This window comes from Pseudonocardia sp. NPDC049635, assembly GCF_040659795.1.
Classification (GTDB): Bacteria; Actinomycetota; Actinomycetes; order Mycobacteriales; family Pseudonocardiaceae; genus Pseudonocardia.
Genome location: NZ_JBFAON010000038.1, coordinates 24,668 through 41,092 on the forward strand (window position 1 = coordinate 24,668; position 16,425 = coordinate 41,092).

At 69.9% G+C, this 16,425-nt stretch carries 15 protein-coding genes and 1 pseudogene; 5 read left to right on the forward strand and 11 right to left on the reverse strand.

Annotated elements, in window-relative coordinates; translation table 11 throughout:
* Nucleotides 1–34: 34 nt before the first annotated feature.
* From AB0J24_RS27315 to AB0J24_RS27335, 5 genes are all read right to left on the reverse strand, one after another.
* On the reverse strand, nucleotides 35–2,305 hold the full coding sequence (locus tag AB0J24_RS27315) for a heavy metal translocating P-type ATPase (protein WP_358686623.1): 2,271 nt from the start codon (nucleotides 2,303–2,305) through the stop codon (nucleotides 35–37).
* 535 nt (nucleotides 2,306–2,840) lie between these two features.
* The gene (locus AB0J24_RS27320) at nucleotides 2,841–5,201 is read right to left on the reverse strand and encodes a heavy metal translocating P-type ATPase (protein WP_358686626.1); all 2,361 of its coding nucleotides are present in this window, start codon (nucleotides 5,199–5,201) and stop codon (nucleotides 2,841–2,843) included.
* Complete coding sequence (locus AB0J24_RS27325; protein ID WP_358686629.1) at nucleotides 5,191–6,201, reverse strand: hypothetical protein; 1,011 nt, start codon at nucleotides 6,199–6,201, stop codon at nucleotides 5,191–5,193. The genes AB0J24_RS27320 and AB0J24_RS27325 overlap by 11 nt, the downstream gene beginning before the upstream one ends.
* Before the next feature lies 1 nt (nucleotide 6,202).
* On the reverse strand, nucleotides 6,203–6,421 hold the full coding sequence (locus AB0J24_RS27330) for a heavy-metal-associated domain-containing protein (protein WP_358686631.1): 219 nt from the start codon (nucleotides 6,419–6,421) through the stop codon (nucleotides 6,203–6,205).
* A gap of 66 nt (nucleotides 6,422–6,487) precedes the next feature.
* Nucleotides 6,488–8,050 carry an MFS transporter gene (locus AB0J24_RS27335; RefSeq protein ID WP_358686633.1) on the reverse strand — a complete coding sequence of 521 codons (1,563 nt, stop codon included), beginning with the start codon at nucleotides 8,048–8,050 and terminating at the stop codon, nucleotides 6,488–6,490.
* Nucleotides 8,051–8,214: 164 nt separating this feature from the next.
* Between AB0J24_RS27335 and AB0J24_RS27340 the strand changes: the two genes are divergently transcribed.
* The 4 genes from AB0J24_RS27340 (at nucleotide 8,215) to AB0J24_RS27355 (ending at nucleotide 11,532) form a co-directional block, all read left to right on the forward strand.
* A complete protein-coding gene (locus AB0J24_RS27340) occupies nucleotides 8,215–8,862 on the forward strand; it encodes a TetR/AcrR family transcriptional regulator (protein ID WP_358686635.1) in 648 nt (215 codons plus the stop codon).
* A 119-nt stretch (nucleotides 8,863–8,981) separates the two neighbouring features.
* On the forward strand, nucleotides 8,982–9,422 hold the full coding sequence (locus AB0J24_RS27345) for a DUF6153 family protein (RefSeq protein WP_358686637.1): 441 nt from the start codon (nucleotides 8,982–8,984) through the stop codon (nucleotides 9,420–9,422).
* Between the two features lie 73 nt (nucleotides 9,423–9,495).
* Nucleotides 9,496–10,191: a DUF305 domain-containing protein gene (locus AB0J24_RS27350; RefSeq protein ID WP_358686639.1), complete on the forward strand. Its 696-nt coding sequence runs from the start codon at nucleotides 9,496–9,498 to the stop codon at nucleotides 10,189–10,191.
* A gap of 525 nt (nucleotides 10,192–10,716) precedes the next feature.
* Nucleotides 10,717–11,532, forward strand: coding sequence for a F510_1955 family glycosylhydrolase (locus tag AB0J24_RS27355; RefSeq protein WP_358686641.1), 816 nt, complete (start codon nucleotides 10,717–10,719; stop codon nucleotides 11,530–11,532).
* 471 nt (nucleotides 11,533–12,003) lie between these two features.
* On the opposite strand, the gene AB0J24_RS27360 is transcribed toward AB0J24_RS27355, so the two are convergent.
* The 5 genes from AB0J24_RS27360 to AB0J24_RS27380 are packed head-to-tail and all read right to left on the reverse strand — an operon-like array spanning nucleotide 12,004 to nucleotide 15,089.
* A complete protein-coding gene (locus AB0J24_RS27360) occupies nucleotides 12,004–12,426 on the reverse strand; it encodes a low molecular weight phosphatase family protein (RefSeq protein WP_358686644.1) in 423 nt (140 codons plus the stop codon).
* The gene (locus AB0J24_RS27365; protein WP_358686646.1) at nucleotides 12,423–12,851 is read right to left on the reverse strand and encodes an arsenate reductase ArsC; all 429 of its coding nucleotides are present in this window, start codon (nucleotides 12,849–12,851) and stop codon (nucleotides 12,423–12,425) included. The genes AB0J24_RS27360 and AB0J24_RS27365 overlap by 4 nt, the downstream gene beginning before the upstream one ends.
* A 43-nt stretch (nucleotides 12,852–12,894) precedes the next feature.
* Nucleotides 12,895–13,548 (reverse strand): arsenate reductase ArsC, encoded by a 654-nt coding sequence (locus tag AB0J24_RS27370; RefSeq protein ID WP_358686649.1) that lies wholly within the window; start codon nucleotides 13,546–13,548, stop codon nucleotides 12,895–12,897.
* A 48-nt stretch (nucleotides 13,549–13,596) separates the two neighbouring features.
* Nucleotides 13,597–14,652, reverse strand: coding sequence for an ACR3 family arsenite efflux transporter (gene arsB / locus AB0J24_RS27375; RefSeq protein ID WP_358686651.1), 1,056 nt, complete (start codon nucleotides 14,650–14,652; stop codon nucleotides 13,597–13,599).
* Between the two features lie 53 nt (nucleotides 14,653–14,705).
* A complete protein-coding gene (locus AB0J24_RS27380) occupies nucleotides 14,706–15,089 on the reverse strand; it encodes a metalloregulator ArsR/SmtB family transcription factor (protein WP_358686653.1) in 384 nt (127 codons plus the stop codon).
* 125 nt (nucleotides 15,090–15,214) lie between these two features.
* Between AB0J24_RS27380 and AB0J24_RS27385 the strand changes: the two genes are divergently transcribed.
* Entirely contained in the window at nucleotides 15,215–16,099 is an 885-nt protein-coding gene (locus AB0J24_RS27385) for a hypothetical protein (protein ID WP_358686655.1), read from the forward strand.
* A 125-nt stretch (nucleotides 16,100–16,224) separates the two neighbouring features.
* Here the strand turns inward: AB0J24_RS27385 and AB0J24_RS27390 are convergent.
* Nucleotides 16,225–16,425: pseudogene (locus AB0J24_RS27390) on the reverse strand (MFS transporter); the annotation flags it as partial.

Below are 16,425 nucleotides of genomic sequence, written 5' to 3' on the forward strand. Positions count from 1 at the left end.
GTGCGGGCCTGCAATGTCGGCGGGTCTGTGGTGGTCATGGCGAGTGTTCTTTCCTCGTGATCGTGGTGTGCCGGCCGGTGTCGGTCGACTGTTCCTGCGGTGTGCGGCCCAGGATTTTGGTGGTGCTCGCTTCGGGGGTGAGGTCGAGGCGGCGTAGGAGTTGGGCGTTGAGTGCGACGACGACGGTGGAGGCGGACATCAACAGGGCGCCGATGCTCATGGGCAGCACGAATCCGACGGGTGCCAGCGCTCCGGCGGCCAGGGGCACGGACAGGAGGTTGTAGCCGGCGGCCCACCACAGGTTCTGCTTCATCTTGCGGTAGCTCGTACGGGAGAGGTCGATGACCGAGAGCACCGAGCGGGGGTCGGAGGAAGCCAGGATCACCCCCGCCGAGCCGATGGCCACATCGGTACCGGCGCCGATGGCGATCCCCACGTCGGCCTGGGCGAGGGCGGGAGCGTCGTTGACACCGTCGCCGACCATCGCGACTTTGCTGCCCTCGTCCTGGAGTTCGGCGACCTTGGCAGCCTTGTCCTCGGGGCGCACACCGGCAAAGACGCGGTCGATCCCGAGGTCCTGGGCGACGGTCTCGGCGACGGCTTGGGCGTCACCGGTGATCATCACGACCTGGGTGCCGGTGGCATGCAGGGCCTCGACCGCATCGCGGGACTCGGGCCGGATCTCATCGGCCAGCCGCAGCGCGCCGATGATCTGGCCGTCGGCCAGGACGTGGAGGATGATCGCGCCCTCGTCCCGCCAGGCGGCAACGATGTCGAGCTCGTCGAGGCCGTGCTGGTCGAGCAGGTGAGGGCCGCCGACCTCGACCACGGTGCCGTCCACGGTGGCTCTGACCCCGACCGCTGGGGAGGAGGAGAAATCGCTCGCTGTCGGCGTGCGGAGCTCACGCTCGCCCGCGGCTTTGACAATCGCCCGCGCCAGGGGGTGTTCGCTGTCAGACTCGGCCGCGGCGGCCAGGACCAGCACCTCGTCCCGGCCGCGGTTGCCGGCGGGCTCGACGGCGGTGACGATGGGCTCGCCCTTGGTCAGGGTGCCGGTCTTGTCGAACAGGACCACGTCGACGGTGCGCATCGACTCCAGCGCGAGCCGGTCCTTGACCAGGACACCGCCGCGGGCGGCGCGTTCGGTGGCGATGGAGACCACCAGCGGGATCGCCAGGCCGAGCGCGTGGGGGCAGGCGATGACCAGCACGGTGATGGTGCGCACCACTGCGGTCTCGGGCAGGCCGACCAGCGACCACACCACGGCGGTGATCGCGGCTGCGCCGAGCGCGAACCAGAACAACCACGCCGCGGCGGTGTCGGCGAGCCGCTGAGCTCGGGACGAGGAGGCCTGCGCGTCGGCGACGAGTTTCTGGATGCCGGCCAGGGTGGTGTCGTTGCCGGTGGCGGTCACCTTCACCCGGAGCCCGGAGTCGGTCGCCACGGTCCCGGCCACCACCGCGTCTCCCACCTCGCGGCGGACCGTCGCGGACTCGCCGGTGACCATCGACTCGTCCATCGAGGCCGCCCCGTCGACGATCCTGCCGTCGGCGGGCACCGCCGATCCGGGACGAACGATGACGACGTCACCGACGACCAGGTCAGCGGGTAGGACTTTCACGACGTCCTCGCCGTCGATCCGTTCGGCCTCGTCGGGCAACAGCGCCGCCAGCGAGTCCAGGGCGGAGGTCGTCTGGGCCAGGGAACGCATCTCGATCCAGTGACCCAGCAGCATGATCACCACCAGCAGCGCCAGCTCCCACCAGAAGTTCAGATCATGATCCAGCAGGTGCAGGCTGGCGCCCCAGGAGGCGAGGAACGCTACCGTGATCGCCAGCCCGATCAGCAGCATCATGCCGGGCTTGCGGGCACGGATCTCGCTGATCGCACCGGTGAGGAAGGGTCGACCGCCCCAGGCGTAGATCACCGTGCCCAGCACCGGGGAGACCCACCACACCCACGTGGCCTCAGGCAGGTGGTAGCCGATCAGGTGGGCGAACATCTCGTTGAACCCGACCACGGGGACGGCCAGGGCCAGCATGATCCAGAACAGTCGCCGGAACTGCCCCGCGTGGTCGGCGTGGCCGCCGTGGCCGCCGTGGCCGTTGTGGTCGAGGTGTTTGCGGTGATCGTCGTGGCCACCGTGTCCCGTGGGCCCGCGGCGGTCCGGCCGTCCGTGGTGCGCGGGGTCGACCTGGCCGCTGGGGGTGTGGTGCGCGAGGTGGTCGTGTCCGTGTTGCTCAGACCGGTGGTGCTTGGTGCGCCCGCCCTCGCGCTGATGGCGGCCGCTGGGTGTGGTGTTCATACCGGTCTCGTCTCTCCTGCTCGGGTGGGATCTGGTGCTGGCGGGGGCGTGGCGGTGGCGGGTCCGTTCACGGGTTCGATCTCAGGTCGACGACGCATGTGGCTGGCCACGGCCAGCCCACCGGCCTGGTGGTCGACGCCGTGGACGGTTTCCGCGGCCCGTGGCGGTGGCCGCGCCGAGGCACTCCACGTCGGTCGGTGAGAGCACCTCGGTGCCGACACCGCAGTCCAGGTCGAGGGCCTCGGTCGTCCCTCGGCACTGGTCCACCGCGCGTCGGTGGACCGTATCGCCATGATCTTCCCCGGCCCTCGTGTTCGGCCGAAGTCGAGGCCCGGTCCGCGTCGTCGTCCTCTGCACAAGCGCAGCAGACCAGCAGGTGGGCCGCACCGGGTACCGCAGCCCGTTCGCGCCGGCCAGGTTCTCGACCGTGGGAGTGGTCTCCGCAACCGCCAGAGGCAGCATCGTGGCCATGATTGCCGCGGCTGGAGTGGCTGTCGCGGCTGGTGGGGCGTCGTGTGCAGCCATCGTGGCCGTGTCATCTCCGGTTGGCCAGGGTTCGGGGTTCAGGTCCGGGCCGGGCAGGAGTGCTGCCCGCGGGGGCGGCCTGGTCGTCAGCGGTGGCCCGGAACCTGCGCAGGCGCAGGCTGTTCGCCACCACCGACACGCTGGAGAAGGCCATGGCCGCTCCGGCCAGCATCGGGTTGAGCAGCCCGAAGGCGGCGATCGGGATGGCGGTGGTGTTGTAGCCGAACGCCCAGAACAGGTTCTGCTTGATGATGCGCAGGGTCCGGCGTGCCAACCGGATCGCATCGGCGGCCGCGCGGAGGTCACCGCGGACCAGGGTGATGTCGGCGGCTTCGATGGCCACGTCGGTGCCGGTGCCCATCGCCAGGCCCAGGTCGGCCTGGGCCAGGGCGGGGGCGTCGTTGATCCCGTCACCGACCATCGCGACGACCTTGCCCTCGGACTGGAGGCGGGCGATGACGTCGACCTTGTCCTTGGGCAACACCTCGGCGACGACCTCGGTGATGCCGACCTCAGCGGCGACCTGCTCGGCGACCGTCTGGTTGTCCCCGGTCAGCAGCACCGGGGCCAACCCCAGCTGCTTGAACCGGGCGATCGCCTCGGCGGAGGTGGGTTTGATCCGGTCGGAGACGACCAGCACCCCACGTGCCCGACCGTCCCAGCCGACGGTGATCGCGGTCTTGCCCTTGGCCTCGGCGGCTCGCTTCGCGGCCCCCAGGTGCTCACCGAGGGGCATCGACCAGTCGTTGAGCAGTGCCTCGCGACCGACGAGGACGGCATGACCGTCGATGACACCCTGGACACCCTTGCCTTCGATGTTCTCGAAGGACTCCGGGGCCGGCAGGTCACCGACCTCCGCGATGGCTGCGGCGGCGACGGCTCGGGCGATGGGGTGTTCGGAGTAGTCCTCCAGGCCACCGGCCAGGCGGAGCAGCTCGGTGGCGTCCACCCCGTCGGCGGTGATGACCTCGGTGAGGGTCATCTTGCCGGTGGTGACAGTGCCGGTCTTGTCCAGCACGATCGTGTCGACCTTGCGAGTGGACTCCAGCACCTCGGGCCCTTTGATGAGCACCCCCATCTGCGCACCGCGTCCGGTACCGACCAGCAACGCCGTCGGTGTCGCCAGGCCCAGGGCGCAGGGGCAGGCGATGATCAGAACCGCCACCGTCGCGGTGAACGCCGCGCTGGCCGGGAACCCGGCGCCGAGCCATCCGCCCAGGGTGGCGACCGCGACTGCGATCGCCACGGGCACGAACACGGAGGAGACGCGGTCGGCCAGGCGCTGGATCTCGGCCTTGCCGGACTGGGCGTCCTCGACCATCTTCGCCATCTGCGCCAGCTGGGTGTCCGAACCGACGCGGATGGCCCTGACGACCAGGCGGCCCCCGGCGTTGACCGTGGCACCGGTGACGTTGTCGCCGACGGTGACCTCGACCGGCACGGACTCACCGGTGAGCATCGAGGCGTCGATCGCCGAGCTGCCCGAGGTGACGACCCCGTCGGTGGCGATCTTTTCACCCGGCCGGACCACGAACTCGTCCCCGACGCTGAGCTCGTCGATGCCGACCCGCTCCTCGGTCGTGTTCCCATCCGGGGCGTTGCGGAGGATCGAGACCTCCTTCGCGCCGAGTTCGAGCAGTGCGCGCAGAGCGGCGCCGGCCTGGCGCTTGGAGCGCTTCTCGAAGTATCGGCCCAGCAGGATGAAGGTGATCACCCCTGCGCCGACCTCCAGGTAGATGTGCCCGAGCCCGTCAGAAGGCGAGATCGTCAACTCGAAGGGGTGAACGACCCCGGGTTGACCTGCTGAACCCAAGAACAGGGCGGTGATCGACCAGAGCAGCGCCGAGATGGTGCCCACCGAGATCAGCGTGTCCATGGTGGCCGCACCGTGCCTGAGGTTCGCCCAGGCCGCCTTGTGGAACGGCCAGCCCGCCCACACCACCACAGGAGCGGCGAGCACCAGCGAGGCGAAGCCCCAGTAGTCGAACTGCAGGGCAGGGATCATCGCCATCGCGATCACCGGCACCGACAACACCGCCGCACCGATCAGACGCTGCCTGAGCGCCCTGATCTCGGCGTCCCCCCTCGCTTCGTCCTCCTCGACGGGAGCACTGGCGGTGCCCCCGCGCGAAGGGGGGAGTTCGGCGGAGTAACCGGCCTTCTCCACCTCCGCGATCAGCAGCTGCGGATCGTAACCCTCCGGGGCGGTGACGACGGCCTTCTCGGTCGCGTAGTTCACACTCGCGCTCACACCGTCGAGCCGGTTGAGGCTCTTCTCGATCCGGTTCGCGCACGAGGCGCAGGTCATGCCACCGATCTGCAGCTCAACCCCGGTGAGACTCACCTCGGCACTGGCGCGGTCAGTGGCCATCCCCTTCCCCTTCCCCTTCTCCGTTTTCGTCGTGACCGTGCCCGTCACTGGTGCTCGCGCCACCACCGGCGATATCAGGGCGGGTGGCAGCAGTGACGTCGACAACCAGTGGGGCGGTGTGGACCTGTCCGTCGACCTGGAAGTCCAGGAACAGCAGGTACCGGCCCGGTGTGGGGGCGGTGGTCTCGAACACGATGTGCGGTCCCGAGGTCTCACCGACCCGGGGGGCGTGCCCGTGGGGGTGGACGTGCAGGTAAGCCAGATCCCCCTCACGCAACATCACCAGATGACCGAACGCACCCAGGTACGGCTCCAGCGTGGTGACCGGTTGACCGTCACGGGTGACGGTCAGCGTCAACGCGCTGGCCTGGCCCGCCCTCAGCTCACCGTCCACGGTGACCTCGAAGTCGGCGACGGTGGTCTCGGTGACCGGGCGATCGGCCGGTTGCGGGTGGTAGTCACCGGCGACCTGCGTCGTGGTCGACAACGTCAGCGCCTCACCGGTCGCGGCAGGAACGAAGTCGACGAAGATCCGATACGTCCCGGCTGCCTCCCACTGCCACGGAACGGTCCAGGTGCCCTCGGCGCCCGGTTCCGGGTGGACGTGGCGGAAGTGCTGCCCGTCAGCCCGGACCACGATCAGGTGCAGCTCCTTGTCGTGCTCCAGCTCGACGTCCGTCACGGGCGCACCGTCGGGGCCGGTCACGGCCAGTGAGATCTCACCGTCGGTGTCGGTTGAGGTCGGTGTGTCGACGGTGACGAGCTGGTAGCCGACCTGGGCCAGACCGAGCCCCAGCAGCGACGCACCGCCGTCGTGGTGCCGGGGGCCGGCGTCGGTCTCGGCGTCTGCCTCTGCTGTTCTGTGATGCTGCTCGGAGACCTCGGCGCTCCAGGCCTGCACGGTCTCGTCGGGGACGACCGCGCCGGCCGCGGTGAACGCCACGGTGAACACGGCCACCAACCCCGCCCCGTACAGGCCCAGCCGCGCAGGCGCGTTCATCTCAGCTCCTGGCCGCGGCGTAACCCGCATCGGCGACCGCCGCGATCACCGCAGCGTCGTCGACCGGCCGGTCGGACTGCTCGGCGGTGATGACCAACCGCCCCGTCTGGGCACTGACCTCGACATCGGCCACGCCCGCAACACGCGAGACCTCCTCACGTACCGACGCCTCGCAGTGCCCGCAGCTCATCCCGCTCACCGTGTACTCGATGCTCGACACTCCACTCAATTCCTTCACCTGTGTACGACTTGACGCACCGACGATATACCCCCCGGGGGTATAAGTTCAACCAGGAGCGGTCCCCTCGACGAGTGGTCGGGCCTGACCGGTGGGAGGGACGTGACGCAGGCGAGTGGCGGCGATGACTGCTGCGAGCACCGCGATGACCGCGGAGACGAGCGCGGCGGCGTTCAGGCCACCGGTGAAGGCGTTCTGGGCTGCAGTGAGGAGTTGTTCGCCGAGGGGGCCGTCCAGCTGCCCCGCGGTGGCCAGTGCGCCGTCGACACTGTCCGATGCCATCGCCGCGGCACCGGTGGGCAGCTCATCGGGCACCGAACCGCCGATCCGGTCGCGGTAGGCGGCGATCCCGACGCTGCCGATCACCGCGACCCCCAAGGAGATCCCCAGGTCGTTGGCGGTGGTCGCCAGACCCGAGGCGCCACCGGCCTGCTGTGGCGGCACCGAGCTGACCACCAGGTCGGTCGTCAGGGCCATGGAAGGCGCGACACCGGGGTAGGTGATCACGAAGCTGGCGATCACCAGCACCAGGCCGGTGTCGGAGTCGAGCTGGGTGAACAGCAGGTAGCCGGCGACCTGGGTGAGCAGTCCGATGGCGATCACGTTCCCGGGCCGGAACCGGCGCGCCAGCACCGGGGACAGCGTGGCAACCACGATCAGCCCGGCAGCGGCCGGCAGGATCGAGAGTCCGGCTTGCAGCGGGGAGAGCCCCTGCACGTGTTGGAGGTACTGGGTGAACAGCGAATACACCCCGCCCAGCGCAGCGGCCGAAAGCAGGAAGACCACCAGCGCACCGCTGACGGTGCGATTGGCGAACAATCGCACATCCAGCAGCGGTATCTGGGCCCGCAGCTGGCGGATCACGAACCACAACCCGGTCGCCATCCCGGTAGCCAGCAGGCCGATCGAGGGGCCGACCGGCTCCTGGGCGGCGAAACGCTTGATCCCGTAGATGGTCGCCAACAGTCCGCCGACGAGCAGCAACGCGCTGAACAGGTCGATCCGCGCGGTGGGGTCCCGGTGCTCGGGCACCAGCAGAGGAGCTCCGAGGACCACCAGCGCCATGACCGGAACCGCCACCAGGAACGTCGCCTGCCAACCGAAGACCTCCAACAGCAACCCCGACAGCAGCGGGCCCAGTGCCACACCGGCGGAAATTCCCCCGGCCCACACCCCGATCGCCACCCCGCGCTGCTTCGCATCCGCGAACAACACGAAGATCAACCCCAGAGTCGCGGGAATCATCATTGCCGCTGCCAGCCCCAGAACGGCCCGCCAGGCAATCATCAACTCCGGGACCGTCGTCAACGACGCCGCCACGGAGACCGCCGCGAACAGGATCGCGCCGATCACCATCAGCAGGCGTTTACCCACCCGATCACCCAGCACCCCCATCGCGACCAGGAACCCGGCCATGACGAACCCGTAGATGTCGAGAATCCACAGCAACTGCGTGCTGGTCGGGTTCAGCTCCGCTGCCATGTTCGGCGCAGCCAGGAACAAGATGGTCAGCATCATGAACAACAGCGTCGAAGGCGTCACCAGGACCGCCAGACCCCACCACTGCCGCGCACTCGCCCCGGGCGCCGAGGTGGGTGGCGCGCCACTCATGACCCACCTCCGGTGCGTGCGGGTGTCCTCATCATCGTCGTGCGCTCCTCTCGCCTCACCTCCGACGCCGCCCTGACGGGAGGGCCGGAACTCAATCATCGCTGTACGGGATATGGCCGGGTTACGATAACTCATGCACCCCAGTACGAGTTATGAGGTGGAGCATGCCGACCAAGAAGGACGCGGTTCCGGGCCGCCTCCGGCGCGCACCGGTCAGCGCACCGCGCGCGGCGAATCAGCGCGCCGACGCCCAGCGCAACCGGACGAAGATCCTCACTGCGACGGTCACCGCGATCCGCAAGAACCCCGACGCCTCGGTCGCCGACATCGCCGCCGAGGCCGGGGTGGGCCGGATGACCCTGTACGGGCACTTCCAGAACCGCGCCGAGCTGATCGACGCCGCTCTGGTCGAGAGCATCGAACGTGGTGAAGACGTGCTGCGCGAGGTGCCCGTGGAAGGCGAGGCGCGCGAGGCGTTCCGGCGGCTGGTCACCTCCAGCTGGTTCCTCGTCGACCAGTCCCGCGCCCTGCTGGCGGCTGCGCAGAAGGAGCTTCCCACCGCCCGCATCCGCGACATGCACGAAAAGGCCGAGGCCCGCATGCGGGACCTCCTGCTCCGCGGCCAACGCGAAGGCGCGTTCCGCCGCGACCTGCCAGTGACGTGGCTGCTGACCACCACCCACGTCGTGGTGAACGGTGCAGCCGAGGAAGTGCACAACGGACGCCTCGACCCCGAGCAGGCCCCGCGGTTCATCGAAGCGATCCTGCTGCCCGCCTTCACCGCGACCGCCGACGACACCGACGCGACATGAACACCCACGGTCGGGACGATCGGACGCGGGTACGGCCGGTAACCCTGCCGGGCGCACCCGCCATGGCGGGTGCGCCCGGCCTGCACGGGCCGCGCAGCCACACCGGTACCGTGACCGCCGTGGGCAACAGGCGACACCGGCTGCGACTGCTAGTGCTGGTCCTGCCCGTCCTGCTCGGCGTCGTGGGCATGCACGCGCTCGTCGCACCGGTTCCGGCATCCGCGATCGAGACCGGCCACGGGACAGCAGCGGTCACCACCGAGCGTGCGAACCATGCAGCCGAGACACCGCCCACCCCGGCCGCGTTGCCGACGGTCGCCGCTCACCAGCACGAGACGCCGCCCGGCCACGAGAAGCACGACACCGCCCACGGGTTGCACCTGTGCCTGGCGGTGCTGGCCGCAGCCGGGCTCGCGCTGCTCGCGGCGTGGTTGTTCCTCGGACGTCTCGCGCTTCCGGCATCGGTCTCCCCGTCGCGCCGTCGGGCCCATGACAGGCCGGTCCAGCGGCCACCTCCGGTCCCTCGACGACTCGCCCAGCTCTGCGTGATGCGGACCTGATCGGCCCCCGGCGCGACAGAGCGCCGGAACCGGGCCGATCACCCGTTCACGACACGGAGAGCTAGAACCACACATGAAGATCACCACCGTGGCCGCCGCGGCCACGACACTGACTGCTGCCCTCGTCCTGGCCGCCTGCGGCGGCGGGGACCCCACCGGCAGCGCCGCGCCCGCGAGCCCGGCACCCGCCATCAGCGCCGCTCCCGACAGCGCGGCGATCTCGGCCGAGCACAACCAGGCCGACATCGCCTTCGCCCAGGACATGATCCCGCACCACCAGCAGGCCGTGGAGATGTCCACGCTGGCCACCGAGCGCGCCGGCAGTGACGACGTCCGCCGTCTCGCCTCCGAGATCGAGCAGGCCCAAGGCCCAGAGATCACCGCGATGCAGGCCTTCCTCGCCGCCTGGGGCGCACCCGCACCTGGCGCCATGCCCGGGACGGACCATGAGTCGATGGGCCACGGAGCCGACCAGGACGGAATGGGTGAAGGCGGCACGGGACACGGCGGCATGGACCACAGCGGCATGGGCCACGGCGGCATGGCCGGGATGATGACCCCTGAGCAGATGGCCCAGCTCGAGCAGGCCAACGGTGCCGAGTTCGACCGCATGTTCCTCGAGATGATGATTGCCCACCACGAGGGTGCGGTGCAGATGGCCCAGGCCGAGCTCGCCAACGGGGTCAACCCCGAGGCGAAGGCCCTGGCCCAGCAGATCATCGACGCCCAGGAAGCAGAGATCGCCGAGATGCGCGAGCTCCTCGGCTGACGACTCCCGGTCAGGGTGAGTCAGCACCGACAGGCCACCTCACCCTGACCGATACGGGCGGGGGGTATCTACGGTGGGCCGTGCCATACCCCCCCGCCCGTATCGACGAAGGAGGCTGTCCGATGGCGACGAGCGCGAGCCGGTCTGCTGCTCGAGGTCCGATGTCTGTTGTGATCACGATCGCCACGTCCGGACCCGGCCGCGCAGTTCTGCGCTGCATGCTCGGATGCGCGCTGCAGGCGCTGTCTTCCGGCGCCCCCCACCGACCGGCGCGCGGCAGGGGTGACCGTCGATGACGCGCGACCGGGCGGACCGGACGACTCGCCGAACGCGCAACCACCTCTGTCTCCACATCCTGTTCACGGCTCGACCCGCCGAGATCCCAGCGATACCGGAGATCGCCCCGGCTTGAAGAAGGCCCCACATGTTGATGATCGACAGGCATCCAGCGCACCCCACGGACCGCACCCCCACGGAACTCGATCCCGCCCGGCCTACGCGCTGCTCACGGTAGGCGTCGCCGTAGTGCTGACGGGGTGCGGCGGACCGGTTCAACCAGTCACCGCCCCGAGCGCCACCGACCTGTTCGAACAGGTCGGTCACGTCCATGAAGTCGGTATCGACCCCGCCGACGGCGCCATCCTCATCGCAGGCCACCACGGCCTGTTCGGCCTCACCCCCGAGGGGACACTGGCCCCGCGCCAAGACTCACCACCGACCGGCGGACCGGATCTGATGGGCTTCACCGTCGCCGGGCCGGTGACGTATCTGGCCAGCGGCCACCCCGCCCCCCAGGACACCAGCACACCGAACCCGCTCGGTCTGGTCCGCAGCACCAACGGTGGTGCGACGTGGGAGCCGATCAGCCTGCACGGCCTGGTCGACTTCCACGCGCTCGACGTCGACGGCACGGTCGTCATCGGCCTCGACGCCACCCGTGGACTGCTGATGACCAGCGACGACAGCGGACGAACCTGGCAGGAACGCGCCCCGCTGGAAGCCCTCGACATCGCCCTGGCCCCCGGGGGCGCCGGGATCCTGGCCACCACCGAGAACGGGCTCATGGCCAGTAGCGACGGCGGCACCACCCTCACCACCGTCACCGGGAGCCCGCCGCTGGCCTACCTGGCCTGGGCCGATGACGGCACCGTGTACGGGATCGGACCGGACGGCGCGCTGCACGCCAGCACCGACCGGGGTGCGACCTGGCAGCGACGCGGCGGTACCGCGAGCCCCCCACAGGCGATCACCGCCGAACCCGGAGGACAGCTGACGGTCGTGACCGAACACGGCGTCGAACGATCCACCGACGGTGGCGTCACCCTCCGGCGCCTCGCCTGACGAGAGGGGGATGGGCCTGGCAGGTGCCGCTTCGCCCCCACATGAGCTCGGCCCGGCCGCTACTCGACGATCAGGTCGGGCCATCCGGATACCGATCTGCCTGCCCGCTTCAAGCTGGGTGGCCTGATCGGCGCGCCGCGCCCGGATGACGGCTGCGTCGCGGCGAGTGATGGGGGCGGCGTCGGGGTGGTGGTGCCCGCACCACGCACACAGGTAGAGCGCACAGCACGCCACCGCCCATACAGGTACTCGTGGGTGAGCGCGTCGGCCTCGGGCGGCCCTCACTGTGACGACGCCGTCGTCGAACCCACCGCGCGGGCGGCGAGGCAGCCCAGGTTCGGTTCGTACGCAGGTCCAGTTCGGGCGGACTCACAACGCTCACCGGGTGTCGACCGGGCCAGGATGAGCAGGGCTCGCCTGCAACGATTGAGCCCGCACGGGGCGCGGTGCTCGAGGGTTGGGGAAGTCGGGTCACGGGTTCGGACTCGAGCCGGTCAGTTCCACGAGCAGGTCGTCGACCCGGGCGGCGATGTCGTCACGGATCAGGCGCATGCGGTCGATTCCCTCGATCCCGCGGGAGGAGGGTTCGTCGGTGTCCCAGTTGCGGACCTCGGTGTCGCCGGCGTCGACCCGGGCGCCCCGACCAAGGGTGACCACGAGGTCGACACGCTGGAGCAGGTCGGAGTCGATGAACCTGGGTGATTCGTCGCTGATATCCGTGCCGAGTTCGGCGAGCACCTGCGCGGACAAGGCGTTGACCCTCGCCCCCGGCTCGGTACCGGCAGAGTGCACCTCGACCCGGTCACCGGCGGCCGTGCGCATGAGCCCGGCGGCCATCTGAGACTTGCCGCCGTTACGGACGCAGACGAACAGGACCGCTGGTGTCTCGGTCATGAGGCCCTCGACTTGGTGGGGGTGCCGGTCAGTTCGGTGAGCAGGTCGCGGACCCGGGCGTCGATGTCGTCGCGGATGGGGCGGATCTCCTCGGTGGTCTTGCCGGAAGGGTCACTCAGCTGCCAGTCGAGGTAGCGCTTGCCGGGGAACACCGGGCAGGCGTCACCGCAGCCCATGGTGATCACGACGTCGGCCGCTTCGACCACCTCGGTGGTCAGGCGCTTGGGGAACTCGGTGTCCAGGTTCAGGCCGATCTCGGCCATGACCTCCTGCGCGGCAGGGTTGATGCTGTCGGCCGGGGCCGAGCCGGCCGAGGTGACCCGGACGGCGCCGTTGGCGTGGTGGTCCAGCAGGGCGGCGGCCATCTGGGACCGGCCAGCGTTGTGGACGCAGACGAACAGTACTTCAGGGACGGAGTCGGCCATCACGGTGTTCTCCCGGATCGGTGGCGTCGGGTGGGATTCGAGGTCAGACAGGGGTGGCCAGCAGCTCGTCGACGAGCTCCCGGGCCCGCTGCTCGATGGCATCTCGGATCGGACGGACGGCGTCGAGGTCGAGGCCGTCGGGGTCGGCGATGTCCCAGTCCTCGTAGCGTGGGCCGGGGAAGATGGGACAGGCGTCGCCACAGCCCATGGTGATCACCGCGTCGGCGGCGCGGACGATCTCGTCGGTCCACGGCTTCGGGAACTCGGTGCTGATGTCGATGCCGACTTCTGCCATGGCGGCCACGACGGCCGGGTTGATCGTGTGCGCGGGGGACGAGCCGCCCGACCAGCCGACGGCGCGGTCCCCGGCGATGTGGGTGAAGAAGGCGAGTGCCATCTGCGATCGGCCGGAGTTGTGGGTGCAGAGGAACAGCGCGACCGGTCGCCCGTCGTTGCCACGGCCCTCTACTCGTGCCAGGGCGCGCAGTCGCTGGCGTGCGAAGCGCTCGGCCAGCAGCGGCAGGAAGTTCAGCACGACCGCGCGGCCGGCGAACTCGTCGTAGGACGAGTGCAGGAATCGCTCGATGGTCTCCGTGCCGAACATGTCGTCGAACTCCCGGGCCAGATTCGTGGCTGCGGTGGTCAGGGCGATCTGCTGGTCGATCGACAGGGTGTCGCGGTGCCACGGGCTGGGCATGGCGGGCCTACTTCCTCGGCGGGTGATTGGTGGTGTGGACGTGGTGGATCAGGTGCGGGAGACGACATCGTGGGGTGCGGGAAACAGGCGGTTGCGAAGCCACAGCGACACATGGACCAGTGCGATGAGCACCGGGACCTCGATCAGCGGTCCGACGACCCCGGCCAGCGCCTGGCCGGAGGTCACGCCGAACGTGGCGATGGCCACCGCGATGGCGAGCTCGAAGTTGTTGCCCGCCGCGGTGAACGCGAGTGTGGTGGCGCGTTCGTAACCCATCCCGAGGGCCCAGCCGACGGCATAGGAGCCGGCCCACATCAGGGTGAAGTAGGCCAGCAGCGGCAGTGCGATCCGGGCGACGTCGAGCGGCTGGGAGGTGATCGCGTCGCCCTGCAGCGCGAACAGCAGCACGATCGTGAACAGCAGCCCGTAGAGCGCGAACGGCCCGACCCGCGGCAGGAACCTCTCCTCGTACCAGACCCGGCCCTTGGTCTTCTCCCCGAACCGGCGTGTGAGATACCCGGCCAGCAGCGGGATCCCGAGGAACACCAGTACCGACTTCACGATGTCCCAGGTGGAGAACGACACGTCGATGACCGGCAGGCCGAGCCAACCGGGCAGCACGACCAGATAGAACCAGCCCAGCACACCGAACATGACGACCTGGAACACCGAGTTCAGCGCGACCAGCACGGCGGCCGCCTCACGGTCCCCGCAGGCGAGGTCGTTCCAGATGATGACCATCGCGATGCAGCGGGCGAGCCCGACGATGATCAGTCCGGTGCGATACTCGGGCAGGTCGGGAAGCATCAGCCAGGCCAGCGCGAACATCAGCGCCGGGCCGATGACCCAGTTGAGCACCAGCGAGGTGACCAGCAGCCTGCGGTCACCGGTGACGGTGTCGAGGCGGTCGTAGCGGACCTTCGCCAGCACCGGGTACATCATCACCAGCAGACCGAGCGCGATCGGCAGCGAGATCCCGTCGATCGCGATCGCGTCGAGGGCCTCGCCGAGGCCGGGGATCAGCCGTCCGGCGCCGAGGCCGGTGACCATGGCGGCCAGGATCCACACCGCCAGGAACCGGTCGAGGGTGGACAGTTTCCTCACGACCGCATCACCGGCCGGCCCGGGCCGGCCAGCAGTGGCGTCGGGGACGGTGCTCACGCGGGCAGTTCGCTTCCCGCTGGGGCACAGGTGCTGCGCAGGGGGGAGCCGGCGGGGACCAGGACGTCGGCGAGCAACGCGACGCTCTGCGGATGGACCCGGTAGTACACCCAGGTGGCGCGGCGCTCACTGGTGACCAGGCCGGCCTCGCGCAGCACCTTGAGGTGGTGCGAAATGGTCGGCCCGGTCAGCTCGAACGCACCGGAGATGTCACAGACACACGCCTCTCCACCCTCATGGGCGGCGATCAGCGACAGCAGCCGTAACCGCACCGGGTCACCGAGGGCCTTGAACGCCACCGCGAGCTCGGCGGCCTCGACCGGGTTGAGCGGGGCGCGGGTGGCCGCGGAGGAGACCAGCAGCGGCAGTGAGTTCGACATGTGTCTATCTTCACCAGTATCAAACCAGTGACGCAAGTGGATGACGTGGAAACTTCGACGTGCATCGAATCCGATTGGGTTCGCGCCGGGAGCGGGCCGGGCAGGTGCGGGGCGGTGGCCTGGACGTGTCGGTGCGCGTGGTTAGCGTGTCGGGCATGTCGGACATGCCGTCCCCGTGGCGGCTTACCGCGCCACAGCGCCTGAACTGGATCGCCGAGCAGTGCGAGAGTTGGAAGCGCTACCGCGAGTCTCCGCAGGTGGCGGCCCCGGGCAGTATCCTCGCCGTCGACGATGCGGTCCTGGCGGAGCCGCCGCCCAGCCACCTGATCGCCTACCGGATCGCGCACGCGGTCGAACACCTGGAGTTCTTCCTGTACCCGCTGGTGAACGGTGGGGTCGGGTTCCCGACAGCACCGAACACCGTGGCCCGTTCGGGGGTGATCGCGGCGGCCCACGCCTTGTGGATGCTCGGGCCCGCCGAGCGCGCCGAGCGGCAGCGGCGTGGGCTGCGAATGGCCTACCTGGAAGCGGCGCGCGAGCGTACCGCCCTGTACGAGGTCGAGTCGGGCCCCGGAACCCGGGATGCACCAACGAGACGGGCGATCTGGCAGCGCCAGGTCGAGCGCTGTGACGACACCATGGCCCGGGCCATCGCCGCCGGCGCCACCCTGGATATGACGGCCAAGGACGTCACCCGCGTCCCCGACGACACCACGGTGATCGACCACGTGGCCAAGGACTACATCGCGGCCTCACACACCGACGACGCCGCCTTGGTCACGGCCTACCGGCTGAACTGGCGCATGCACAGCGGAAACGCCCACGCGTTGCGGTGGGCGGCGCTGTGGCACAGCGACTCCCTGGGCTCCTTCACCCGTGGCGGCGCCGCGGTGCGCATCACAGCCGGCGGCGAGGAGGGGCTCTCGATGGTCGGCGCGGCGATGGCGCTGTTCACCAAGCGGGCGATCGAGCTCTTCGAGCACGCCCGGCAACGCCCGACCGACAGGTAACACCCAACAGGTCACTAACGCAGGCCTCGGACCGTGTGCGGGGACGGGTGATCTCCTCACCTCCCCGGGGCAGAGACGGGCGTGCCCGAGCGCAGCGACGGCCGGGGAAGCCGCAGCGACCGGAATCAGCGGTGGCCCACCTCGTCCGGCCCGGCCGCCGCGGGCGGCGGGGACGGGACGCCGGGCTGCCGGAGTCCGGTGCCGCCACCGCGGACGGGGTGCGCAACGGTGCCGGCGGCCAGGACCGCGGCGACGGCGGCGATCGCGGCGAGCAGGCCGAACACGGCGGGGTAGCCACCGAGGGCGACGGCGAGCGCAGCACCGGC

Coding starts and splice junctions, on each gene's coding strand:
- AB0J24_RS27380 (WP_358686653.1), bottom strand. CDS start 15,089: ATGTCGAACTCACTGCCGCTGCTGGTCTCCTCCGCGGCCACCCGCGCC.
- AB0J24_RS27320 (WP_358686626.1), bottom strand. CDS start 5,201: ATGGCCACTGACCGCGCCAGTGCCGAGGTGAGTCTCACCGGGGTTGAG.
- AB0J24_RS27335 (WP_358686633.1), bottom strand. CDS start 8,050: ATGAGTGGCGCGCCACCCACCTCGGCGCCCGGGGCGAGTGCGCGGCAG.
- AB0J24_RS27370 (WP_358686649.1), bottom strand. CDS start 13,548: ATGCCCAGCCCGTGGCACCGCGACACCCTGTCGATCGACCAGCAGATC.
- AB0J24_RS27365 (WP_358686646.1), bottom strand. CDS start 12,851: ATGGCCGACTCCGTCCCTGAAGTACTGTTCGTCTGCGTCCACAACGCT.
- AB0J24_RS27340 (WP_358686635.1), top strand. CDS start 8,215: ATGCCGACCAAGAAGGACGCGGTTCCGGGCCGCCTCCGGCGCGCACCG.
- AB0J24_RS27325 (WP_358686629.1), bottom strand. CDS start 6,201: ATGAACGCGCCTGCGCGGCTGGGCCTGTACGGGGCGGGGTTGGTGGCC.
- AB0J24_RS27350 (WP_358686639.1), top strand. CDS start 9,496: ATGAAGATCACCACCGTGGCCGCCGCGGCCACGACACTGACTGCTGCC.
- AB0J24_RS27360 (WP_358686644.1), bottom strand. CDS start 12,426: ATGACCGAGACACCAGCGGTCCTGTTCGTCTGCGTCCGTAACGGCGGC.
- AB0J24_RS27315 (WP_358686623.1), bottom strand. CDS start 2,305: ATGAACACCACACCCAGCGGCCGCCATCAGCGCGAGGGCGGGCGCACC.